The 23,321-nt window shown below is 40.0% G+C and carries 22 protein-coding genes and 1 tRNA gene; 17 read left to right on the top strand and 6 right to left on the bottom strand.

Going from position 1 to position 23,321, the window contains the following annotated elements:
- Positions 1-17: 17 nt before the first annotated feature.
- Complete coding sequence (locus M5U24_RS18030) at positions 18-1,220, bottom strand: HD domain-containing protein (RefSeq protein WP_099324491.1); 1,203 nt, start codon at positions 1,218-1,220, stop codon at positions 18-20.
- Positions 1,221-1,289: 69 nt separating this feature from the next.
- Entirely contained in the window at positions 1,290-2,291 is a 1,002-nt protein-coding gene (locus tag M5U24_RS18025) for a peptidylprolyl isomerase (protein WP_099324490.1), read from the bottom strand.
- Between the two features lie 506 nt (positions 2,292-2,797).
- Between M5U24_RS18025 and M5U24_RS18020 the strand changes: the two genes are divergently transcribed.
- The 15 genes from M5U24_RS18020 to M5U24_RS17950 all read left to right on the top strand — a co-directional run bounded on the left by M5U24_RS18020 (position 2,798) and on the right by M5U24_RS17950 (position 16,576).
- Entirely contained in the window at positions 2,798-4,078 is a 1,281-nt protein-coding gene (locus M5U24_RS18020; protein ID WP_099324489.1) for an adenylosuccinate synthase, read from the top strand.
- Entirely contained in the window at positions 4,075-4,791 is a 717-nt protein-coding gene (locus tag M5U24_RS18015; protein ID WP_099324488.1) for an isoprenyl transferase, read from the top strand. Before M5U24_RS18020 ends, M5U24_RS18015 begins: the two co-directional genes overlap by 4 nt.
- Positions 4,788-5,633, top strand: a complete 846-nt coding sequence (locus M5U24_RS18010) for a phosphatidate cytidylyltransferase (protein ID WP_298203175.1) — start codon at positions 4,788-4,790, stop codon at positions 5,631-5,633. The genes M5U24_RS18015 and M5U24_RS18010 overlap by 4 nt, the downstream gene beginning before the upstream one ends.
- Before the next feature lie 2 nt (positions 5,634-5,635).
- Complete coding sequence (locus M5U24_RS18005; protein ID WP_099324486.1) at positions 5,636-6,628, top strand: PhoH family protein; 993 nt, start codon at positions 5,636-5,638, stop codon at positions 6,626-6,628.
- A gap of 67 nt (positions 6,629-6,695) precedes the next feature.
- A complete protein-coding gene (gene ybeY, locus M5U24_RS18000) occupies positions 6,696-7,130 on the top strand; it encodes an rRNA maturation RNase YbeY (protein WP_099324485.1) in 435 nt (144 codons plus the stop codon).
- 15 nt (positions 7,131-7,145) lie between these two features.
- Positions 7,146-7,919 (top strand): DNA repair protein RecO, encoded by a 774-nt coding sequence (recO, locus tag M5U24_RS17995; RefSeq protein ID WP_099324484.1) that lies wholly within the window; start codon positions 7,146-7,148, stop codon positions 7,917-7,919.
- A complete protein-coding gene (bamD, locus tag M5U24_RS17990; protein WP_164994583.1) occupies positions 7,916-8,842 on the top strand; it encodes an outer membrane protein assembly factor BamD in 927 nt (308 codons plus the stop codon). Before recO ends, bamD begins: the two co-directional genes overlap by 4 nt.
- A gap of 25 nt (positions 8,843-8,867) precedes the next feature.
- Complete coding sequence (locus tag M5U24_RS17985) at positions 8,868-9,413, top strand: LptE family protein (protein WP_164994582.1); 546 nt, start codon at positions 8,868-8,870, stop codon at positions 9,411-9,413.
- Between the two features lie 201 nt (positions 9,414-9,614).
- Positions 9,615-10,499 carry a dihydropteroate synthase gene (gene folP / locus M5U24_RS17980; RefSeq protein WP_164994581.1) on the top strand — a complete coding sequence of 295 codons (885 nt, stop codon included), beginning with the start codon at positions 9,615-9,617 and terminating at the stop codon, positions 10,497-10,499.
- Complete coding sequence (gene cdaA, locus M5U24_RS17975; RefSeq protein WP_298203170.1) at positions 10,492-11,313, top strand: diadenylate cyclase CdaA; 822 nt, start codon at positions 10,492-10,494, stop codon at positions 11,311-11,313. The genes folP and cdaA overlap by 8 nt, the downstream gene beginning before the upstream one ends.
- A 2-nt stretch (positions 11,314-11,315) precedes the next feature.
- Positions 11,316-12,326, top strand: a complete 1,011-nt coding sequence (locus M5U24_RS17970) for a CdaR family protein (protein WP_099324480.1) — start codon at positions 11,316-11,318, stop codon at positions 12,324-12,326.
- On the top strand, positions 12,323-13,072 hold the full coding sequence (locus M5U24_RS17965) for a pyridoxine 5'-phosphate synthase (protein ID WP_099324479.1): 750 nt from the start codon (positions 12,323-12,325) through the stop codon (positions 13,070-13,072). Before M5U24_RS17970 ends, M5U24_RS17965 begins: the two co-directional genes overlap by 4 nt.
- 130 nt (positions 13,073-13,202) lie before the next feature.
- Positions 13,203-14,072: a 4-hydroxy-tetrahydrodipicolinate synthase gene (gene dapA / locus M5U24_RS17960; RefSeq protein WP_099324478.1), complete on the top strand. Its 870-nt coding sequence runs from the start codon at positions 13,203-13,205 to the stop codon at positions 14,070-14,072.
- A gap of 11 nt (positions 14,073-14,083) precedes the next feature.
- Positions 14,084-14,647 carry a GTP cyclohydrolase I FolE gene (gene folE, locus M5U24_RS17955; RefSeq protein WP_099324477.1) on the top strand — a complete coding sequence of 188 codons (564 nt, stop codon included), beginning with the start codon at positions 14,084-14,086 and terminating at the stop codon, positions 14,645-14,647.
- Between the two features lie 261 nt (positions 14,648-14,908).
- Entirely contained in the window at positions 14,909-16,576 is a 1,668-nt protein-coding gene (locus tag M5U24_RS17950; protein WP_164994579.1) for a TolC family protein, read from the top strand.
- A 217-nt stretch (positions 16,577-16,793) separates the two neighbouring features.
- Here M5U24_RS17950 and M5U24_RS17945 read toward each other — a convergent pair.
- The 4 genes from M5U24_RS17945 to ricT all read right to left on the bottom strand — a co-directional run bounded on the left by M5U24_RS17945 (position 16,794) and on the right by ricT (position 20,201).
- Positions 16,794-16,879 (bottom strand) — tRNA-Leu (locus M5U24_RS17945).
- A gap of 109 nt (positions 16,880-16,988) precedes the next feature.
- Complete coding sequence (locus M5U24_RS17940) at positions 16,989-17,810, bottom strand: M48 family metallopeptidase (protein ID WP_298203168.1); 822 nt, start codon at positions 17,808-17,810, stop codon at positions 16,989-16,991.
- A gap of 17 nt (positions 17,811-17,827) precedes the next feature.
- Positions 17,828-19,390, bottom strand: coding sequence for a methionine--tRNA ligase (gene metG / locus M5U24_RS17935; RefSeq protein ID WP_230405741.1), 1,563 nt, complete (start codon positions 19,388-19,390; stop codon positions 17,828-17,830).
- A complete protein-coding gene (ricT, locus tag M5U24_RS17930) occupies positions 19,383-20,201 on the bottom strand; it encodes a regulatory iron-sulfur-containing complex subunit RicT (protein WP_157820409.1) in 819 nt (272 codons plus the stop codon). The genes metG and ricT overlap by 8 nt, the downstream gene beginning before the upstream one ends.
- A gap of 666 nt (positions 20,202-20,867) precedes the next feature.
- Here ricT and M5U24_RS17925 point away from each other — a divergent pair.
- Complete coding sequence (locus tag M5U24_RS17925; protein ID WP_099324472.1) at positions 20,868-21,425, top strand: hypothetical protein; 558 nt, start codon at positions 20,868-20,870, stop codon at positions 21,423-21,425.
- A gap of 422 nt (positions 21,426-21,847) precedes the next feature.
- Entirely contained in the window at positions 21,848-23,107 is a 1,260-nt protein-coding gene (locus M5U24_RS17920) for an IS701 family transposase (RefSeq protein ID WP_157820408.1), read from the top strand.
- Positions 23,108-23,321: the final 214 nt, after the last annotated feature.

Genomic DNA, 23,321 nt, shown 5'->3' with positions numbered 1-23,321 from the left:
AAATAACTTTCAAGGTACTACATCGCAAAGGCTGCAAATAAAGCCTCTATAGATATCCCTGCAATAGTGCTGTCTTTATATTTTTCTTCAATTTTTCGTCGTCCGTCCTGCAAATGTTTTGAATTCAGCCCAAGATCATTTGCCGTATACGCCTCTAAATACGCCGACAGGTCATCGGCAATCTTGATAAATTCTCCATCTATCGGGGCATAACCATCGCTATTGTATTTCTCATTTATCTTTTCGGTGGTAACATGCTTCACCCTTCCCTTTATTTTAATCTTGCTTTCATACTCATTCCGGGTGAAATATTTTATCTCCTCAAACCATCCCTCTTCTAACAATGGAGAGATCTCCTTTTCTGCCAACTCTTCTTCGATTTTACTGATGGCCTCCGGCATACCTTCCACAGACCTTTTAATCGGGGATAATATGTCCCTTGTCATTGCTTCAGGCAGATCATGAAACAACGCGCTGAAAAAATTATTATATAATCTTTTAGAACAGGCATTTACCTCTCTTGCAAAAAGATAACAAAATATTGCCACCAAAAGCATGTGTCCCAGTACGGATGTTTTTGGCAACCGGGGCGTTTGGCTCCATCGTATTTGAAACCGTAACTGTCCGCAGAGATCAACAAAGTTTAATATTTTCCCTTTGCAAATAATCTTTCGCATCCCGGCAAGATCCAGGAAGGGTTCCAGATCGTTTTTTAAAACCCTTTCAATTTCTTCTATTTTATAACCGGAAGGATGTACCTTCTGAATTATCTGAAATTCCCAGAAACTCGAATAAATATGAGACGCCTCCAATATTTTTTTTGTTAAATCATCGCCCTTGTTTGTATCAAACAAATAGTGCTTTAGTTCGGCATTCATTTCTTTTGGCAGTCCTTCAAACATTGGTTTGAGTTGTTCATAAACCCATTTGTTGAGCTGCCGGAAGACGTCCGGGTGTAGTTTTTTGATTTTCCTGTATATCGGAGATTTTATATCGGAGATAACAATGCGCCGTAATAGTTCAAATATCCCCCCCGTTATTATGGTATCCCAGTTAACCTGCCGCCCTTTTTCTTCTTCATACTTACCAAGACAATAAGCGATGATCATTTTATGCGCATGTTTATCCATCTCCGTTAACTCTACAGGACGTATCATATCGTTCCATCTCTGCATGGAAAAGGCTTCAAATAATTGTAGCGCCAGCTCACGCCTCAGCACCTTTTTAGTCTCCCGTTATATGCACGTAGAACCGTCAAAACGATAGAAAACACGTATAAAATGTTCCTCTCAGTGTTTAATAACCTTAATAAATGCATCTTCCCTTAAGTCGAGAATATATTTTTTCTTTAATCTTCCAATCTCTTCACGGTACAACTTCTTATATATTTCATCCTGCACGTCTTCAAATTTTTTTACTACTTCCGGTCTGATGAGTTCCACTTTGAAAATATGATATCCGACAGGAGACTCTGTTATCTTGCTGTACTCATTATCCTTCAGACTATTAACAACATCCCGGAGTTCTTTCCTCAACCCTTGTATCTCGTCAAAACTCCATTCGCCTCCTTTTTCAGCGTTGGGGCCTTCTGAATATGACCGTGCTACTGATGAAAAATCTTCCCCTGTGGAAAGAAGCGTCATGATTTTTTCAGCAAAGGCATATGTCTTTGCTTTGTCATTGTCGTGTGTGGAAAATTTGATCATTATGTGCCGCAGTTTTATTTCTTTTTTCTGGCAGAATTCATCCATGTTTTCCATATAATAGCGTCTTAATAGCTTTGGCGGGACTTTTACCTTATTATTAACGTTTTCTTTGATTATTTTATCAATCATAATATCTTCTTTAAGCTCAGTTTTCCTTTCTATAGGATTTATTCCCTGAGACTCTGCTATTTCATAGAACTTTGATAAGGAACCAACATTTTCGACGGCGCCTTTCAAAAAATAATCCAGTTCTTTCTGAACCTCATCCATCATTGATATATCCGTACCAAATACCTTCTGCGCTTCTTTCACCAACAGTTTCCTGTCTATTAATTCTTCAAGGGTATATTCCAGAATTTTCTCAATATTTTTTGCGAATTCCTCCTCGCTATATTTACTCCTTGCCTCCCTTATGGCTGCTGCCGAACGTTTAATGACTTCATCCTGGGTTATTATCGCCTCATCAACGACCGCCCGAATAAACCCAAGATTGTTTTTGTTCAGGACATCTTCTCCGCAAAACAGGTATGAACAGGAAAGCATTACCGGAAATAACAAGGCATAATAAATGTATTTTCTTAACATGTATTTCTCTTTTGTAAATTTTTTTCCGCAAATAAAACAGAAACCAAAACACTCGCCTTCTTTTTTCAGGGCCTTAATTATCGTAACTATTCATCGTAAACGATACACGGCTCGTTCCCAAACATATACTTCACTATGTTCAGTACAAGGTTTGGTAACGAGTTGCGCTCTGATCTCCGGTAGTTTAATAAATTACGCTGAATAGTTACTAATTATCTTTCTATCTCATAAGATTTTATCAGTAATTGCAAGTGATTCAAACAATTTAATTTTGCTATACGCTAATTTATGTCAGGGACGGTCAAAACCCAGCACTCCAGATATGTGGAAATTCGTAACACTTTAGTTTTTTGATAAAATCTACTAACGTTTATACCCGACTTGCCCTGTTCGGAAGTGTATTAGCTTGACATTAACTATTTCATTTTCTATAATCCTTTAAATGCTTGATATTTAAGGGATTCTGATTATTTTTGTTAATTTTTTCGATAGGAAAATTTTTTGCTATGGGATCAAATACCTGTCTTGTTGGTTTGCAGTGGGGTGATGAAGGGAAAGGCAAGATTATAGATATACTTACTGAATCGTTTGATATCATTGTTCGTTATCAGGGCGGTAGCAATGCCGGGCATACGATTGTTATTGATGGTGAAAAATTTGTATTACATCTTATTCCTTCCGGCATCCTCAGAAAAAACAAAAGTTGCATCATAGGCAATGGAGTCGTCCTTGATCCCCTCCAGTTACTCCAGGAAATCGATGAGTTACGGGGAAAAAATATAGCGATCGGCGGGAATCTGCATATCAGCGAGTTGGCACATCTTGTGTTTCCCTATCATAAAAAATTGGATGAATATTCAGAAGGTGAAAAGGGGGGAGAGAAAATAGGCACAACCCGAAGGGGGATTGGTCCCTGCTATGCGGATAAAATGGCACGAAGCGGAATCAGGGTATCGGATCTTTTTTGCCCGGAATATTTTAAACAAAGATTAAAACAGGTCGTAGATGAAAAAAACAGGATTTTCGTACATTTGCATGGCGCAGATGAATTGTCATGGGAGGCGATTTATGACGAATACCTTGGCTATGCGGAACGCATAAAACCGTTTGTTTGTCAAACGATTGAGTTTATGGATAAAGCAATAAAGGCAAAAAAGAGAATCCTGTTTGAAGGAGCGCAGGGTGCATTGCTTGATGTAGATTTTGGGACATATCCCTTTGTAACGTCTTCAACCGTCGTTGCAAGCGGCGCCGCTTCAGGCGCAGGTATTTCCCCCAGGCATATTCATAAGGTTCTGGGGGTAATGAAAGCCTATACTACAAGAGTAGGTAATGGTCCGTTCCCTACAGAGTTAACGGATAAAACAGGTGAACATTTGAGGGAAAAGGGCGGCGAATACGGTGCTACTACGGGAAGACCAAGGCGCTGTGGGTGGTTTGACGCGGTATCCGCTAAGCATTCGATAATGGTAAATGGCGCGGATAGCGTTGTTATGACTAAATTGGATGTATTGGATAACCAGAAAACAATAAAGATTTGTGTGGGGTATAAAATAGACGGCAAAGAGCATAAATACTTTCCCGCTGATTTGGTTGCAAGGAAAGAATATGAGCCTATTTATGAGGAATTGCCTGGCTGGCAGGAAGATACCTCCAAAATGCGTAATGTAAAAGACATTCCGTCCCGGACGTCAGATTACATAAAAAGACTTGAAAAGATTTTAGACGTGAAAATTGAAATGCTTTCTGTTGGCCCGGATCGTGGACAAATAATCAATTTAGTATGAAGAAAAACGGATCACTGCCTGAGCATATTGCAATTATCATGGATGGAAATGGCCGGTGGGCGCGGCAAAAGAAATTGTTACGGATTAAGGGACACGAGACGGGCGCCAAAGCTGTTCGTGAGATTACACGTGAGTGTGCAAAAAAACATATAAAACAGCTTACGCTGTATGCCTTTTCTCAGGAAAACTGGAAGAGGCCTAAAAGGGAAATAGATTTATTAATGAAACTCCTTAAGAATTTCCTTATTGGCGAACGGGAAGAAATCCAGAAAAACAATATCCGCCTGACAGCCATCGGCAGAATCAAAGAATTACCGGAATTTGTCCAGAGGGAACTCTCGGTTTCAATAGAAGAGAGCAAGATGAATACCGGAATGGTTCTTTGCCTTGCGCTAAATTATGGAGGGCGGACAGAAATAATCGATGCGACAAAAAAAATTGTTGCGGAATTGAAAAAGGGGAAACTGAAGATAGATGAAATTACAGAAGAGTCTTTTAAAAAATATTTATACATGCCCAATATGCCAGATCCGGATTTGCTGATAAGAACCGGCGGAGAAATGCGCATTAGTAATTTTTTATTATGGGAAATATCTTATGCGGAGCTGTGGGTAACAGACACGTATTGGCCTGATTTTAAAAAGCCACACCTTGAGGAAGCTCTTTTAGCATATGCGAACAGAGAGCGCAGATACGGGGGTTTAAAAGAGTGAGCACGCTTAAAACAAGGGTAACGCTTGGTGTAATTTTATTTGCGGTGTTTTTTGGAGTAATGAGCCTTGACGTCATGTTTTCCACAGACATTGGGTTCGGCTGTATTGCAATGGTTGCGGCAGGGATGGGATTGTATGAGTTTTACACTATTGCGGGTAAATGCGGATTTCGTCCATTTCGCGTAGCCGGCATCGGCATCGGGATATGGCTGTTTGTAAGCTATTGGGTATCCATACATGGGGACGCCGGCGCAGAGTCCCAATTTTTCAGAAAAGATATTGTTCTCGTACTCATTTTTTTGCTATTGCTCCTACAGGCGGTCACACGCGGCGCAAAAGATGCGATTAAAAATATTTCCGTAACGGTCTTTGGCATTTTTTATGTTCCTTTTCTGCTTGGTTTTGCGATTGCTTTACGCCATTTTCCCAATGGAACATGTGTGGTGATAATGGCCCTGTTGGTTTCAAAATTTGGAGACATTGGCGGGTATTTGTTGGGCAGGAAGTATGGAAAGCATAAGCTTGCAAGGAGTATAAGCCCCAATAAAACGGTTGAAGGGGCTTGCTTCTCTGTCATATGTAGCATTTTAGTAGTAGTGATATTTAATAGTATTCCGCAAACCAGGGTAATCAGCCTGCCATGGTCGGTTTTATTTGGAGCAGTTGTGGGTTCTTTCGCTATTTTAGGCGACCTGGCAGAGTCATTGATAAAAAGAGATGCGAATGTTAAGGACTCGGGGAATCTGGTGCCCTCCTTTGGCGGCGTATTGGATATTATTGATTGTTTGCTGGTAAGTCTGCCGGTGACATATTATTTTTTACTTTTTTTTAAGTTAATCTAAGCATGAATCAAGGAGTTGAAACACAAAAATACGTTGCAATAAAGGAAAATATACAGGAATTTTTACCCGCTAAAGATGCAATAATCCTTGAAAATGATGATGAAGCGTCCCTTTTATATGGAAACCATGATAAAAATTTGCGCCTGATAAGGGATGCTTTTCGGGTAAAATTAGTAGCACGTAACGGGGTATTGAAGATGGCGGGCGAAAAAGAGGGTGTCGAAGCAGCTAGAACGTCCTTAATTAAATTGCTTGAAATAATTAGATTCACGGGGAATCTGGGAGTGAAGGACGTGGAGCAGACCATTATGGATGTACAAAATTATGATGAAGGGGCACCCGCACAAGCAATCAATCTTTTCCAAAAAGAGATGTTCACAAGGCCCAAGACAGAGGGGCAGGCAAATTATATTGCGGCCATCAGAAACAATGATCTTGTTTTTTGCATTGGACCTGCCGGAACAGGAAAGACCTACCTGGCGGTGGCGATGGCGCTTTCTTTTCTCAAAAGCGGAGACGTAAAAAGGATTGTGCTTGCAAGGCCTGCGGTAGAGGCAGGAGAAAAACTTGGATATCTGCCGGGAGATATCAAAGACAAGGTAAGTCCTTATTTGCGGCCGCTGTATGACGCTTTAGCGGATATGATGGACGTCGGGCAGGTGAAAAAATATCTGGACAGCGATCTGATAGAGATCCTGCCGCTTGCATATATGCGCGGGAGAACCTTAAACAGCGCCTTTATTATTCTGGATGAGGCGCAAAATTGTACGGTAAAGCAGATGAAGACATTTTTAACAAGGCTTGGTACGAAATCAAAGGTTGTCGTTACCGGGGATATCACACAAGTTGATTTGCCGGGCGGGGAGTTATCGGGTTTGATTGATGCCCAGGAAAGATTTATGAATGTAGACAATATAGCATTCGTATATCTTGCCAAATCCGATATTGTCCGCCATAAGCTGGTTCGGGATATTGTTGCGGCATATGAATTATAGTATTTATAAGGTAAAAAATCTTTTTGGTTGCGGCTATGCTGCGCTATGATAGAAGAAAAAGGTTCTCATGAAGCTGGAAGTTGTAAACCGGCAGAAATCCTATGCTATCGATGAAAAACGCATAGTAAAATTGATAAAAAGGGTGTTAAAAAGTGAAAACAAAGACGCCAGCCTTAGCATTGTCGTCACTGATAACAAGGAAATAAGGAGATTAAACAAAGCTTTTCTGGGGCATGATTATGCAACGGATGTTTTGAGTTTTATTTATGATGCATCGGAAAATCATGTCGCTGGAGAAATCATTGTATCCGCAGAGATGGCATATAAAGTTGCAAAGGAACATTGCCATGATGCGGAAGGAGAAATAGCCCTGTATCTCATACATGGCTTGCTGCATTTAATTGGTTATAATGATAAAAAAAAAGGTGATGCAAAAGTCATGCATCGGAGGGAAAAGGAATTATTGTCAAAGCTTGGGTACAATATTTCTGTCCCGGATTAATTAACATACCATAATATGTCCATCTTAAAAACAGATGCAATTACCTTGGGAAGGACAGATTATAGCGATTCAAGCCAAATCATCATTTTCTATACCAGGGATTACGGGAAGATAAATACCATTGCAAAAGGCTTCAAGCGCTCTTCAGGCAAGTACAACTCAAAAGCAATCGATCTTTTAACGCACTACCGGATTCTCTTTATTAAAAAGGAACATTCTACCCTCCATACCCTCACCGATGCGGTATTGCAAAACAACTATCCCGCATTCCGGCATGACCTTGATAAGTATTTCAGGGCTTCCTGTATGGCAGAACTTGTCAACGAATTTACAGAAAAAAACGACCCCAACGAGCCGCTTTTTGATTTATTTCTTAATACGCTAAATCACATTGCCACTGACACAAACACCACAATATGGTTATTGGCCTTTGAGTTAAAAATGCTAAACATTTTGGGATATTTACCGGAATGGGAGCATTGCATTCATTGTAAAAAGAAAATACCCCACCATGAGATGGTTACTTTTAATGCAGTGGAAGGCGGCGCGAGATGTGTGGGGTGCCCTGGAGAATTGAAAAACGGAATGCTGATTTCTGCAGGCGCTATGTTTATTGCAGGTAGGTTGGCGAACCTTAATTTGCATCGGTTGGAACGTGTCCGGGTACAATTATCTATTTGTGTTGAAATAGAAAAGGTGCTGAGATATTATATTGTTTCGTTGTTGAAAAAAGAGTTAAACTCGTGGAAATATGTTAACTTTTCCCCGCAAGAAGGCATAAAAATATGAAATTGCGCTCAGGTTTTTTCCCAATAATAGTGCTTGCTGTTACATTTTTAATATCAACGGCGTCTTACGGAAAATGGGTCTGGAACAAAGATACCGGGTGGATGCAGCCGCCGACTGGCGACGTCGGATCGCCGGAACAGCGCTATAAAAATGCACTGTTCATGCTGGTGGAACAAAAATATGTTAGCGCCATAAAAGAGTTTAAACTAATTATTGACGGTTATCCGGACTCAGCGTATGCGGAGCTTTCTCAGATAAACATAGGATGGGCCTATTATCTCAATGGAGATTATAACCGGGCATTAAAGGCATATGATACGGTTTTGAGGGAATATCCGGGAACAAAGAGGACAAAAGAGGTGCATGAGAAGGTGTTTCAGGTAGGTATTGCGCAAATGGAGATGGATGAGAATGCCGCGATAAGGGTATTTGAAAAGATTATTGAAAATCACCCGATGGGACCTATTGCCCCTGAATCGCAAATTAAAATAGCAGATTGCTATTTCAAGCTGGGATATTATGAAGATGCGGTGGATGCCTATAAGAAATTTATGGAAAGCTATCCAAGAAATGAATGGATTCCCTATGTGCAGTATCAAATACCACTTTCAAAATTTTACTTCGAAAAACAGCAGGAGCGCAACTATGGTTTGCTTGTATCCGCAAGGGAAGGTTTTGAGGAATATCTCGTAACAAATCCCCATGGGGTGTATGTTGAAGACGCCAGCAGAATGATAGAAGAAATAAGGGTTATTGAAGCAAGGCGTGAGTTTGAAATTGGCGAGTTTTATTTGAGGAGAAAAACCCCGTCTTCCGCGTCAATTTATTTTAAATATGTTATAAAAGATTTTCCTGATACTATTTGGGCGGAAAGGGCTATGGAAAGATTGGAATTTCTCAGGATGATTGAAGCGATAAAATAACCCTATGAGAAAAAGATAAAATATTATGCCAAAGTGTTTTTATAAAATGACAATACCCTGTGTTTTTAAAAGAAGGCATTACACCCTTTCTGCTCTGGTGTTTCCAATGATCTTCTTTTTTATAACGGGATGCGGTTACAGCTCAAAGTCATTGCTTCGTTCAAATGTTCGAAGCATCTATGTCCCCATTTTTGATAATGATACCTTTCGCAGAGGATACGAATTCGATTTAACCAGGGCAGTACGCGACCAACTGTTGTTAAGAACAAATTTGCGTATTGTTGACAAAGATGAAGCAGATTCCATTCTGTTTGGAAAAATTTCAAGTGTAAATGAAAATGTATTAATTGAGGACAGAAAAGACAATATTGTGGAAAGTAGGGTAACTATCAGGGCGGACATTCGATGGGTTGATACACGGACGGGAAGGGCAATCGTTGAACGGAAGAATATAAAAGGCACGACAGAGTTTATTGTTTTAAGAAATGAAACACTCACTTCTTCCAGTAACGAATCATTTGTAAAATTGGCGCAAAGTATTGTGGAATCAATGGAGGAAGATTGGTGGTAACACAGCAGTAATTTCTTCGCACTTTTGGCAAAATATTTAATGGCTCCTTATGCAATCTACAATCAGCCGTCGGCAGTTGGCAAATTGCAGATTGAGGACTGGGGATTGTTTTCAGGTTTGTCAGATTTAGGATTTTACCGTTTAATGTACGGGAGTGTTTTATAATCATGTTGTTTATGTAATACTGTACCACCAGATTAAATGCAGGAAGATACGAACGGAAGCATTCAGGAAAATTCAGGCAACGGGCATTTTGAAATTGATTACCCTCGGGGAAAGTTGTGCCTGGGCAGGAAAACGCTCGTTATGGGTGTCTTGAATATAACGCCCGACTCCTTTTATGATGGCAATAAGCATTTTGTTCACGAAGATGCAATTGAATATGCGCATAAGATGGTAGCTGAAGGAGCGGATATTATTGATGTTGGTGGCGAATCTACCAGACCTGGGGCGAGTCCGATATCTGAGGAAGAAGAATTAAAGAGAGTGATTCCGCTGATAAAGATACTATCAAAAGAGATCAATAAACCTATCTCCATCGATACATACAAGGCAGTTGTAGCAAAGAGATCAATTGAAGAGGGTGCGTCAATGGTAAATGATATTGGCGGATTGATTGACGACAAAAACATGTCAAAGGTAATTGCCGGGGCAAGAGTGCCTGTTATCATAATGCATAAAAAAGGGTCTCCTGTGACAATGCAAAAAAATCCCATATGTAAAGATCTGTTTCCGGAAATAATGTCCTGTTTGAAGAGATCCATTTCTACCGCAATGGAAGCAGGAATTGAGAAAAGTAAAATAATTTTGGATCCGGGGATAGGTTTTGGCAAGACTATGCAGCAAAATCTTGAAATACTGAAAAAGCTATACGAGTTTAAGGGAATGGGATATCCTTTGTTAATAGGCACATCACGGAAAAATTTTATTGGAGCGCTATTGAATGTTTCGGCACAGGAGCGGTTATACGGAACGCTTGCCACCCTTGCCGTGTCAATTATGAATGGCGCAAATATCATACGGGTACATGATGTGAAAGCTGCTGTCCATGTGGCAACAATATGCGATGCGATAAGGAATGCTTAAGATGTTAGAAAACCTGTCAGTATTATTCGGAGATATCAGCGGGCGTATGATTCTACGGTCAGCGGGGGAGATATTTCTTATTTATATAATGCTTTATGCCGTTCTCAGAATCATGCAGGGTACTAGTGGTACAAGCATTTTAAGAGGTGTGGCGTTTATTATTGTTTTAATCTCCGTAGGTATATTGTTTTTTATAAGGAAACTGCAATTATATACAATCAATTGGCTGGTAACGGAATTTGTGCCGGTGTTTATTGTGCCAATGATTATTTTATTTCAACCGGAATTCCGGCGTGCATTGTTTAGGCTTGGTCAGAGCCCTGTTTTCAGCGTAATGGCAAAACCTGATTACCGGGTAGTTGATGAAATACTTAAGGCTGTCGGGATTTTATCAAAAAAGAGAATAGGCGCTCTTATTGCTATAGAAAGGGAAGCAGGCCTGAACAACTTTGCAGAAACCGGGATTAAACTAAATGCTGATGCCACCAGTGAACTGCTATGTTCTATCTTCTGGCCAGGTTCTCCATTGCACGATGGTGCGGTGATTATTCAGGAGCAGAAAATAAGCGCTGCCGGATGTTTGTTGCCGCTTACCGGAAATAAAGAATTATCAAAAGAGGTGGGAACACGTCACAGGGCGGCTGTCGGGCTTACAGAGGAAACGGACGCAATTGTGATTGTGGTATCTGAGGAGACGGGCAATGTGTCTGTGACATACAAAGGGACATTGAACCGTGGGGTTGATGACAAAGAATTGAAAAAGATTCTGAATGAACTATCCTCTGAAAAGTTTAGCCTTTCCAGGACTAAATAGTCGTGATTAAAGAAATAATTACCGGCAATCTTCTCACAAAATTTATGGCATTAGTGATGGCAATCGCCCTCTGGCTGTATGCAATTAACAGGCATACGGAAGATTTGACAGAGGTTGTGAGGCTATCAGTTTCTGTCCCAACAGGAATTACGGTGCTTGAGCAAAGTGCGGAAGATATTGTGGTGCATCTCAGAGGCCCTCAAAATGTGATTGAAACTACGAAGGGTCTGATCAAAGACCAAAAAGTTCATGCAAAATACGTTATCCAGGAATCTCCGGAGGGAATTGAGGATCAAATCAAACAGACGGTAATTATTGGCAGAGAACATCTCGGCCTGCCTAATTCCGTCAAATTAATATCCGTTTACCCTGAAAAAGTAAGCATCTTACTGGGAAAATTGCAAAAAAAAAGGCTTAAGGTTAATTTGCAAAAAAAGGGGGAGCCTGCTATCGGATATACCATTGCGAATGAATTTGTTTTTCCCGCCGAGGTAGAAGTTGAAGGCCCTTTGAATGCTTTAAAAGAGGTTGTCTCCATCAACACGATACCAGTCGATATTGGAGGTATTACCGTTGAACAAAACCGCACCTTTCCCTGGCGAATTGAGATTGATCAAAAAGTAACCGTTAAACATGGAGATAAAAGCATTACGGTACCAGTTGTCTGCGATCAGGATATACGCATGTGGCTGCAAGTGGTGGAAAAACAGGAAACCAGGGTTATAGAAAAGTTAAAAATAAAAATACTGATGCCGGATAATTATCCGTATGTTATTAAATTGAGAGATGAGTACGTCAATATAAAAATAAAAGGTTCAAAGCTTTTGCTGGAAAAGCTGAATCCGGAGGATATCTTGCCCTATGTTGATGTTACTTCATTAAAACCCCCGGGACCCTACAAACAGCCGATTAAATGCCATTTAAGCAAAAACCTTGAAATTGTTGATAAATTGCCCGATGCCCACCTTGATATCAGGGAAAGGGAGAACCCTTCAGAAAGCGGAAAACAATGATAAAGTTAGGCGTAAACATCGACCACGTTGCTACCCTCCGTCAGGCAAGAAAGACGTATGAACCAGATCCTGTGACTGCCGCCTCTTTTGCAATTCTTGGCGGCGCCGATATTATTACCGTTCATTTGAGAGAAGACAGAAGGCACATACAAGACCGGGATATACTATTACTCAGGGAAACGGTTTTTACCAAACTAAACCTTGAGATGTCCATTGCGGATGAAATTGTAGACATAGCAATTAAAACAAAACCCGAACAGGTCGCCCTCGTACCTGAAAAAAGGCAAGAGGTTACCACCGAGGGCGGACTTGATGTGGCGTCACAAAAAAGTGTTATTGGCAGGGTGGTAAAACGACTTGCCGATGCAGGCATATTGATAAGTCTTTTTATAGATCCTGAAGAAGAACAGATTATTGCTGCAAAAGAGGTTGGGTCACAGTTTATAGAACTGCATACAGGTAATTACGCAAATGCGAAGGATGTGAACTTAAGGGCGAAATGGACGGAAAAACTCAGACAAGGCATTAAGATTGCGCATGGTTTAGGTTTAAGGGTAAATGCAGGGCATGGGTTAACTTATCAAAATGTTGGACATATCGTGGAATCACTGGATGTAGAAGAGTTGCATATCGGGCATAGCATCGTTTCCCGATCTGTTTTTGTCGGAATAAAAAAAGCCGTGCAGGAAATGAAGGATTTGATTTTCAGGCACAGTATGGCAAAGCCGGGGACTTCGTTGGACTAACCTGTAATTTATATAGGAATTTTCGCCGAAGGCCTGACTTAAATAAACGATTGCATTTCAAAAGGTAGAAAGCGTTATTTCTTGCGTACCATAATTGTGTTTTTGTTATTTCTGAAAAAGGAGCTTGATTATGTTTAAAGGTTCCCTTGTGGCCTTGGTAACCCCCTTTAATAATGGGCAAGTTGATTATAAAAAATTAAAAGAGCTTGTTGAATTTCATATTGAGAACGGAACAAATGGAATCGTTCCCTGCGGCACAACCGGCGAGGCCGCAACGCTTTCTTTTGAAGAACATGAACAGGTGGTAAGCGAGGTGGTAAATTATGTATCCGGCAGAATACCCGTTATCGCGGGAGCGGGTTCGAACAATACCAAAGAAGCCATCCATTTGACAAAACATGCCAGAAAAACAGGGGCAGACGGCGCGTTGGTCATTACTCCTTATTATAATAAACCGACCCCTGAAGGGCTTTACCGGCATTATAAAGCAATAGCAGAAGAGGTTGATATTCCCATTGTAATATATAATGTACCTTCCAGGACGGGTATTTCTATTTTGCCCGAAACCGTGGCAAGGCTTGCTGAAATGAAAAACATTGTTGCAATAAAAGATGCTAGCGGAAATATCGATCAGGCAACTAAAATATCGCAACTGTGCAATATAACAGTTCTTTCCGGAGAAGATTCCCTTATCCTCCCTATTATGTCCGTGGGAGGGAAAGGGGTAATATCGGTAACCGCCAATATAGCCCCGTCCGATACCGCCGCTCTCGTCAGGCATTGCTTAGAAGGCAATTTCGGAAAGGCGTTGGAATACCACTACAAGCTCTTTCCGTTATGCAAAGGGATGTTTATCGAGACAAATCCCATTCCTGTCAAGACGGCTATGAAATTATTAGGGAGGCTAAACGGTGAGATGCGTTTGCCACTGTGCGAGATAACGAAAGAAAATGAGGAAAGACTAAAGACTGTATTAGAAGATTATGGATTATTGTCATAAAGGAGCTTTTTTTGATAGATAAGGAAAAAATTCAGGCTGCTATACGTTTATTTATAGAAGGCATCGGAGAAGATCCCAACCGTGAAGGATTGCAGGAAACACCTGAAAGGGTTGCCGAAATGTGCGAAGAGATATTTGCAGGTATCGGGCAGGATTCTCACTCTGTAATTAAGGTATTAAAATCTGAAAAATACGACGAAATAGTTCTTTTAAAAGACATACCTTTTTATTCCATGTGTGAACACCACCTCCTTCCTTTCAGCGGAGTTTCCCATGTTGCCTATATCCCCCAGGGGAACAGGGTAACAGGCATCAGTAAGCTTGCCAGAGTGGTTAATATTGAAGCAAGGCGGCCACAGGTACAGGAAAGGCTTACGACAGATATTGCCGAATCTATCATGAAGGCATTAAAACCCAAGGGTGTTCTCGTCATTATTGAAGCAGAGCATCTCTGCATGACCATGCGAGGAATAAAAAAACCCGGCACAAAGGTGCTGACCTCCGTGGTAAGGGGCATATTTCGCGATAACCCCGCCACCCGTGCAGAAGTTATGGCATTAATCAAGGGACATTAAAAATCCGTAATATTTTAGTTTTTTGAAAAAGCAGAATGCTCTTTCCCAAGTTCCGCAAACTGGGTCAAATGTTCAATATTCAATTCTCAAATTGTTGCTCATTTGCCTCTATTCTTTTACATTGAATATTAATTTTTAAAAAGGTACTATGGCTCAATCCTCACAGATACAAATATCAATTCCGGGGCATTGCTTCCCGTAAAATTCATTTGATGTAAATGACAATGTTAAGGAAAAATTTTAATAGTTAATCGGTATATTATGCGAAGAAGAAATATATTTGACAAAATAGCGGCCGTCGTGCGTGGAACAGAGAAAAGATTTACAAAAAAACTGGACATATTTACGGCACTTTATCGTTTGCTCATCGTGTCAGCCCTTTTTTTTTGCAACGGAAAGATGGTCTTCGGAGAGGCAAAAAACGTGGACGAAAAATGGCCCCAGGCGGCATCGTCTTCATCAGTTGAAATGCATTCAAATCTGAAGTTTATGAATATCGGCCTGAAAGACAGCATTGTATATGCATTAAAAAATAATTTTGATATTGAGATATCACGGTTAGATACGAAGGCAAGAGGTCACGACATTGCAATAGAAAAGTCGGTATTTGATCCTACCTTAGAGATAACCGGAGGCATTAATAACAAAAAAACCCCCATCAACAGCGCACTGGTAAGTGGAGAAACAACCACTACCGAGACAACCCCTTTCGTTTCTGAAGGAAAGACGGGTAATGCTGTCTTGCGATCACTGATACCTACAGGCGCGACTCTTTCTTTAGAATACAATTTATTTCGGGAATTTGTAGATCCGCAGGCGTTTACGTTGCTTACTCCAACGTATGCAAATTACATAGAAGCAAAGATTACTCAGCCTTTGTTAAAAGGCGCCGGCTGGTTTTATAACCGAAGCCCCATTTATATCGCCAGAAATAATAAAAAGATATCATTCGCACAATTTAAAAGCACTGCTATTGAAGTTTCTAATGCTGTTCAAGAGGCATATTGGAATTTCGTAAAGGCAATTGAGGACTTGAAAGTGGCAAAAAAATCTCTGGAACGAGCGGAAGATTTACTGCGGAAGAATAAAATAGAGGTAGAATCAGGAACCCTTGCACCCATCGAAATTATTGAAGCAGAGTCGGGGGTGGCGTCACGGGTTGAAGCAATAATTTCTGCCGAAAATGCAATCAGGGACAAAGAAGATGAATTGAAAAGAATACTGAATCTCGCAGACAGTGAGATTATTTCTGATGTGGAAATTGTTCCCGTTGACAAACCAACATTCGAACCAAAAGAAGTTCCGCTGAAAGAGACTATTAAAATTGCAATGGAGAAACGTCCTGAATTAAAGGAATTGCAAATAGAGGTCGAAAATGCGGGCATGGAAGTACGAAGGAAAAAGAATGAACTATTTCCTAAATTGGATCTTACCGGTGGAGTTCGTTATTCAGGGCTTGGGGGTACCATTGATGGTGCCCATGACTCTACATTTTCAGGGGATTTTCAGGGAGAATTTATCACCCTGACCTTTGAAGTTCCTATTGGTAACAGGGCAGCCAGAAATGACTACAAAAAAGCAAAGCTTGGTAAAGAACAGTCTGCCCTGAATGTGAAAAAGAAAGAACTGGATATTGTTGTAGAGGTGAGAGGGTCGGTTCGTGAAGTAATGACGAACATTGAAAGGGTTATGGCCACCAGAAAGGCGAGGGAATTAGCACAAAAAAGACTGGAAGTCGAAGAAAAGAAATACAGCGTGGGACGATCAACCAGTCTGGAAATTCTCCGCGCCCAGGAGGATTTAGCTACCGCAGAAGGGAATGAAACAAAGGCGCTCACTGATTATGAAATATCTCGTGGTAGTCTCGAAGCTGCAAAAGGAACGATTCTCGATGCCTATAATATTCAGGTAGAAGAGGACATTACATGATATAAGGCACATAGAAAAATTTAATGTGCCTGTAATTGTCCTTTCTGCCAAGGCGAGAACACCTAGGATTCCTCACTTCGCTCAGTCTCCGGCAAAAATAAGGAACGGGAACTAAGGCTCAGGGTAGTTTACTAAAATACCTTTTTTAAATGCTGCGTTAAAAAAACGCGGGAAGGTTTTGGAAGACATTTGAGCAGGGATATGCATTTTAAATAAATGCCAGAGGTGGGACTCGAACCCACACCACCGGTGAAGATGACCAGATTTTGAGTCTGGCGTGTCTGCCAATTCCACCACTCTGGCATATTTTTATCCAGTATAATATTTTCCCGTAAATTATCAATGGATATTTTTTGTTTTGTGCACTTAGATTGCTTCGTTGGAATCCTTTCCGGTTTGACCGTGACCCCCTCTATTGCTCCATAGGTTTTTTATAATACTGCATCGCCTCGGGTATTTTTTCTCTTATCTTCCTTATTCTGGTATCGTCAGAAGGATGGGTACTCATAAATTCAGGAACTGTTTCGCCATTCTTCGTATCTGCCATTCTCTGCCAGAAGTCTACCGCATGATGAGGGTCGTATCCCGCCATAGCCATAAAAATCAGCCCAAGATAGTCTGCCTCGCTTTCATGAAGGCGACTATAAGGAAGCAGAACGCCGTATTGACTGCCATACCCATATGCAGCGGAAACAACTTGTTTTGTCATATCCGATTTGCCGCTTAAAGCAACAGAAACCGCTGTTTCTCCCATTTGTGTCATTAATTCCTGGCTCATTCGTTCATTACCATGTTTTGCAACTGCATGCGCCACCTCATGTCCCATAACCACCGCGAGGCCGTTTTCGTCTTTTGTTACCGGCAATATTCCCGTATATACCACTACTTTTCCGCCTGGCATTGCCCATGCATTCACATCGTTACTTTCCACAAGATTAAATTCCCATGCATAATCCTTTAATTCATGAGACATGTTGTTTTGTGCAAAGTATTGTTCTACAGCACCTTGTATCCTTTTCCCAACCTTTTTCACCATGTTGGATTCTTCCTGGTTTTTACTCAACGCATTGGTTTTAACAAATTCCTGATATTGCTGGAAACTCATGTTAAGTATTGTTGATTCGGGAATAAAGCTCACTTGTTTTCTGCCGGTGATGGGTACAGAACTACACGATAAACAAAAAAAGGAAATAAGTATTAAGAAATAAGAAATGTTTTTTTTCTGAAAGTACATTTTTCTGCTCCTTGTTATTAAACTTTATTATTCATCGCTATATTTTTCCCAGGATTTTCAGTTTCTTTTTCAATCCTGGGGAACAATGGCTTCCCTTTTTTTACGATAACGCCGCTTTTTATGATCTGCTGATATTCCAGGCAAGGGGATTCATTGTTTTCCAGAATACCAAGTTGTTTTTGTATTTCAATGCAGGTGTTTGGCATAAAAGGGTAAATAACTATTGAAATATCTTTGATTGCCTTTGCCAGCGAGCTGATTACATTTTTCAGTTGCGGTTTGTAGGCGCTCGTTTTTGCAAGCACCCATGGTTTTTTTTCTTCAATACATTTATTTGCGCTTCCCACAAACTCCCAGATTGCTTCCAACGCTTTGCTAAATTGAAGATTGTCCAATTCCTTGTTTATTTTACTGAGGGTGTTTTGAGAGATTTCCTTTAATACATCGTCTTTCTCTGAATATTCAGGTATCACTGCATCGAAATATTTTTCAATCATGGTGAGTGTACGTTGTAGCAGATTACCCAGGTCATTGCCAAGGTCAGAATTAATCCTGTTTGTTAAAGCGGTGTAGGAAAAATTGCCGTCGGATCCGAAAGGAACTTCTCTGAGGATGAAATACCGGTAAGCATCCGTACCATAGATTTGGATAATGTTTAATGGGTCTATTGCGTTTCCCAATGATTTGGAAATCTTTTGCCCTTCAATTGTCCACCAGCCGTGGGTAAAGATTTTAAAGGGTAATTCTATTTTTAATGACATAAGGATTGCCGGCCAGATTGCCCCATGAAACCACAATATTTCCTTTCCTATGATATGTACATTTGCAGGCCAGTATTTCTGGAATAGCTCCATATCATCATCATAGCCCAGAGCCGTTATGTAGTTCAAAAGTGCGTCTATCCAAACATATATTGTTTGCGTAGTATCCATGGGCACTTGAATTCCCCAGGTTACTGCAGATCTGCTTATGCTGATATCTTCAATATGAGAGGTTATTCTTTGGAGTATTTCATTTCGTCTTGATTCTGGTTGAATAAATTCCGGATGCTTATCATAGTGTTCAATAAGCGGTTTTTGATATTTTGATAACCGAAAGAAATAATTTTTTTCTTTTACTTTTTCTACATTGCGTCTGCATTCCGGACACCTTCCTTCATCGAGTTGCGTTTCTGTCCAAAAGCTTTCACAGGGGACGCAGTATCTCCCTTCGTATTCTCCAAGGTAAATATCGCCGTTTTCGAATAACTTCTGAAATATCTTTTTGACACGTTTAACATGCCGTTCGTCGGTGGTGCGTATGAAGTCGTCGTTGGAAATATTAAGATTTTCCCACAGATCTTTGAACTTGCCTACAACCATATCGACAAAATCATTAGGTGTTTTGTTGCAGGCTTCGGCAGCCTTTTGAATTTTCTGCCCGTGTTCATCTGAACCGGTCAAAAAAAATACGTCATATTGCTGCAATCTTCTGTACCTGGCTAAAACATCTGCGGCTATGGTAGTGTAAGAATGTCCGATATGAGGTATATCATTTACGTAATAGATAGGTGTGGTAAGATAAAAAGACTGTCTACCCATGGCCACAATCCTCTTTGCAGGATTGAAGACAATCGCTTTTCCCCTTCTGGGCGGGCGGTGCAGGTTTATTTTGTACCACCCGGGTTATCTCTTTTGTGGAAACGGTAAACCGGCTTCCATTTTCCAATTCCACAGTAACCTGTTGCTGCAAAATATCGTGGTTGATTATTTCTCCGATGCCTTTTGCGGTTTTCACGGAAGTTCCTTTTTTAGGAAGTCCTTGTTTTAACTCTTCATAAACGCGGTCCTCGTAACGCAGACAACACATCAACCTGCCACATCTCCCCGATATTTTAGAGGGGTCCAGGGTAGCTTTTTGGTTTTTTGCCATTTTCATCGTAACCGGTTCCAGGTTTTTCAGAAAAGACCGGCAGCATAGTTCCTGCCCGCAGTGTTCGTAATCCGCCAAAAGCCTTGCTTCATCGCGTACGCCAATTTGTTTCAACTCTATTCGCGCCTGATATTCTTTTGCAAGATCCTTTACCAGTTCTCTGAAATCAACGCGTCCATTGGCAAGAAAATAAAAAATGATTTTTTTACTCCCAAATAAGTGCTCTACGTATGCAAGTTTCATGAGGAGTTTATGTTCTTTCATCTTCATTTGGCAAAATTTCGATTCGCTTGGGATGGTTTCCTGGTCTATTTTTTTCTGCTTTTCTTTATCCTCAGGTGTTGCTTTTCTCAAAACTTCCCCAAGATATTCGACGGATGCATCATCTTCTATTTCACGTACTTTGGCAATAACAGTGCCAAATTCTATTCCTCTGTGAGAGCGGATGATCACCTCGTCACCCCTTTTTATTGAGTTCATTGGCGCAAAAAAATCTCCGGTATTTTTTAATACGCCGTATCGAATGGTTAAAATTTGTCGCATATAAATCTATCGGGACAAAGCCTCGTACCTATAAAAAGTGTGTGAAACCACAGATTTTAAGGATTACACAAATTATTGAGATTTCTCTTTGTGAAATCATCGCAATCTGCGGTACCCGTAATTTCTTCTACAACGTAACTCTTTTGTGAATACAAAACGCAGATACCGTTTTTAAATAGAAGTCTGCATTCCGCAATAATGAAACATCCATAGCCTTAAGGCGCAAATGGAATAAAATTTTCCGTATCACTTGAATTTTCTGGCAACAATTTCCCCTATTACGGAAACATTCAGGTAAAACGCATAAATATGAGTGAATAGTAGCAATTGCATTGCCTAATGTCAAGTTATAACGCTTTATTTGATTTTATGTAATTACTTAATAGAAACACACTTGCATTAATTATTTTAATTATGATATGATAATTTTTCGTAAAAAAACCTGCAATTTCACAACAACGGGATTTTCGGGGTTTTACCTTCTCGCACATGGGGAGTGGTATGCAATAGAGGGCAGTGCTATTGAATCACATATAGAAGAACGATTCGTGAATAGAAAGATGTGATGAAAATGATTAATGATTTTTTTGAAAGGAAACACCGATGAAAAGATTTTCTATTTTTATATCATTTATAATGTTCATCATTATCGGTAGCAATACTTTATTTGCTCAGGATGTATCAAATAAGGTGCAGTTGCTGGAAATTGTCATTTCAAATCTGGTATCCCGGATAGAATCACTTGAGAAGCGCGTTAATGTACTGGAAAAACAGCTTACGGGTGCTGCTGGTGTAGCAGCGCCATCCGGTGAAGCGCCGAAAAAAAAGATGGATGCTAAAGTGCATCGTGAGGATTTTGTTGCCGCACCTGTTATGGTGGGGTATGAGGATCTTGGGGACGGATTTTTTGCCAGAAATGTACGTTTTAGTCCTTTTGGTGAAAACGTGTTATTAACAGGGGAAATCACAAACAAATCCGGCAAAAATTACCGCTTTGCAAAATTTAAATTAAGCATTTACGATGACCGGGGCATTTTTTTAAAAGAAGAGGAGTTTTCCATTCCTGATATTCCGAACGAAGGCACAGAATCTTTTGAATCGATGATTGTCGGGTTACCATCTGCTTTTATAAGTAAATATGAAATACGGTTCGCTAAATAAAATACCTCATTGAACAGCTCCGTCAGAGTAAACATTCATTAGCCGATGGCACGCAAAAGGGCATGAAAACATTTATTTATTTGGACATTTGACCCTACTTCTGTACCGATACTATTACATCGTTTCGTTAAAATGTGTACGTAAAAAAATGTCATTGCGAGGAGTGGAGCGACGAAGCAATCTCTTGTCCCAAAAGACTTAAGATTGCTTCGCTGTCGCTCGCAATGACGGTATCAATGTAGATACATTACTTTGTTAAAGAAAGCGTCTGAAAAAATATTTTTAAGTCGTAAGTCGAGTCGGCCACAACTTATGACTTAGCAATGCTTTGCGACAAATATTTACTCTTGATTTTGCTCGTTACTTCCGGTATTAATTGCACTTGTAAATTTTTTACACAATCAATTACCGGAGCAAAGGATTTGAGTATTTTCAGAACAAACATACCGTTATTAAATAAATTTCTTGAACATTTTGCATCGTGTTTTACTAAAAAACAATTTGCAATGTTTCTACTTGTCGTCTACGCAATGTTTAAAGACTATAAAAGAAATTCACTGGAGGCCATGGCGCAAGCCGTTCATACGGATTACCAGAAATTTCAATACTTCTTTTCTGAATCCAAATGGGATTTACCCGCATTAAAGCAGAAAAGAATGGACATTATCCAAAAACAAAGAACCACGGCATTGTCAAAAGACAGCATCCTTACCATAGATGATACCGGATGTCCAAAGCCCTATGCTAAAAATACAGAGGCAGCCAAATGGCAATATTGCGGTCCGCTTAAAAGGCCGGAAACCTGCAATGTTGTTGTTGGCGCGGCATTTGTCTCAAAAACAAAACATTTTCCCCTGGATGTTATTCCCTACCTTCCTGCCGATGAGTTCGGGGAAGGGAAAAATGACCCCAAATTTAAAGACAAAATACAAATAGCAATGGATATGTTTGATGCTGCTTCGAACGCCTTTGATTTTTCAGCTATTGCCTTCGACACATGGTATGCCTCTCAACGGTTTCTCGAACATATTCACGCAAAAAAGAAACACTTTTTTTCAGAAATAAAATCAAACAGAAATATCTCCATGTACCATCCGGAAAAACAAAAATATTGCATAATCAAACCAGATGAGCTCGTGACCCTCATCAAAAAGCATTATGCCGGCAAAATCAAGTATGTTACTTTAAAATCCGCGGATGGAAGTGAAGTCTCCTATAAAACCTACACGTTTGACGCCAAACTGAATGGTTGCAATGTCCCGTTGAAGTTTGTGGTAATTTTGGGAAAATGGAACAAGGAAGATGATAAAAAATATCATGTCCTTATCACCAATCAACTCGACGCCTCTGTAAAAACGGTTATCACAAACTATCTGTTGCGTTGGGGTATTGAACACTGTTTCAAGGAATTGAAGGATACTTTTTATTTCGATCATTATCAGGTAAGGCACATTGACAAGATTGAGCGATATTGGAATATTTGTCTGATCTCATGGACATTCGTTTACTGGATAAAACAAAACGCTTATCTGGATAAAATCATAGAAACAAAACCTTCTACCTTTAATGAATTCAAAAAAGCAATCAATTCCCTGCTTGAATTCTCATCAACAAACGCTTTATCAAAGAACGAAAAACTCTCACAAGAATATTTTAAACATTACTTTGTTAAAAACCACTGAAACCGTTCATAAAGTGATATATTTTGTATGCCTTTGCGTTCGGCATCCTACTTATTGTATGGTATTAATCAAGGATTTTTCAAAGCATAAATCCTTTTAAATAGAGGGAATTAAGGTTGTTTTGCATATTATTTTAACAAAGTAATGTTTTAAAATTAAATCCGCTCGATTTAAGAAAAAAATCGCCGCTTAATTTTTAACAAAGTAATGTAGA

It is taken from the genome of Candidatus Kuenenia sp. (assembly GCF_027493735.1).
Taxonomy (GTDB): domain Bacteria; phylum Planctomycetota; class Brocadiia; order Brocadiales; family Brocadiaceae; genus Kuenenia; species Kuenenia stuttgartiensis_A.
The sequence above is the reverse complement of the archived record's forward strand: the minus strand, read 5'-3'. Positions and strand labels throughout refer to the sequence as shown.

Excerpts from the sequence above, each read along its gene's own strand:
- M5U24_RS18025 (WP_099324490.1), bottom strand. The coding sequence starts at position 2,291 with ATGTTAAGAAAATACATTTATTATGCCTTGTTATTTCCGGTAATGCTT.
- M5U24_RS18020 (WP_099324489.1), top strand. The coding sequence starts at position 2,798 with ATGGGATCAAATACCTGTCTTGTTGGTTTGCAGTGGGGTGATGAAGGG.
- M5U24_RS18015 (WP_099324488.1), top strand. The coding sequence starts at position 4,075 with ATGAAGAAAAACGGATCACTGCCTGAGCATATTGCAATTATCATGGAT.
- M5U24_RS18005 (WP_099324486.1), top strand. The coding sequence starts at position 5,636 with ATGAATCAAGGAGTTGAAACACAAAAATACGTTGCAATAAAGGAAAAT.
- ybeY (WP_099324485.1), top strand. The coding sequence starts at position 6,696 with ATGAAGCTGGAAGTTGTAAACCGGCAGAAATCCTATGCTATCGATGAA.
- recO (WP_099324484.1), top strand. The coding sequence starts at position 7,146 with ATGTCCATCTTAAAAACAGATGCAATTACCTTGGGAAGGACAGATTAT.
- bamD (WP_164994583.1), top strand. The coding sequence starts at position 7,916 with ATGAAATTGCGCTCAGGTTTTTTCCCAATAATAGTGCTTGCTGTTACA.
- M5U24_RS17985 (WP_164994582.1), top strand. The coding sequence starts at position 8,868 with ATGCCAAAGTGTTTTTATAAAATGACAATACCCTGTGTTTTTAAAAGA.
- folP (WP_164994581.1), top strand. The coding sequence starts at position 9,615 with ATGCAGGAAGATACGAACGGAAGCATTCAGGAAAATTCAGGCAACGGG.
- cdaA (WP_298203170.1), top strand. The coding sequence starts at position 10,492 with ATGCTTAAGATGTTAGAAAACCTGTCAGTATTATTCGGAGATATCAGC.
- M5U24_RS17965 (WP_099324479.1), top strand. The coding sequence starts at position 12,323 with ATGATAAAGTTAGGCGTAAACATCGACCACGTTGCTACCCTCCGTCAG.
- dapA (WP_099324478.1), top strand. The coding sequence starts at position 13,203 with ATGTTTAAAGGTTCCCTTGTGGCCTTGGTAACCCCCTTTAATAATGGG.
- M5U24_RS17950 (WP_164994579.1), top strand. The coding sequence starts at position 14,909 with ATGCGAAGAAGAAATATATTTGACAAAATAGCGGCCGTCGTGCGTGGA.
- M5U24_RS17940 (WP_298203168.1), bottom strand. The coding sequence starts at position 17,810 with ATGTACTTTCAGAAAAAAAACATTTCTTATTTCTTAATACTTATTTCC.
- metG (WP_230405741.1), bottom strand. The coding sequence starts at position 19,390 with ATGGGTAGACAGTCTTTTTATCTTACCACACCTATCTATTACGTAAAT.
- ricT (WP_157820409.1), bottom strand. The coding sequence starts at position 20,201 with ATGAACTCAATAAAAAGGGGTGACGAGGTGATCATCCGCTCTCACAGA.
- M5U24_RS17925 (WP_099324472.1), top strand. The coding sequence starts at position 20,868 with ATGAAAAGATTTTCTATTTTTATATCATTTATAATGTTCATCATTATC.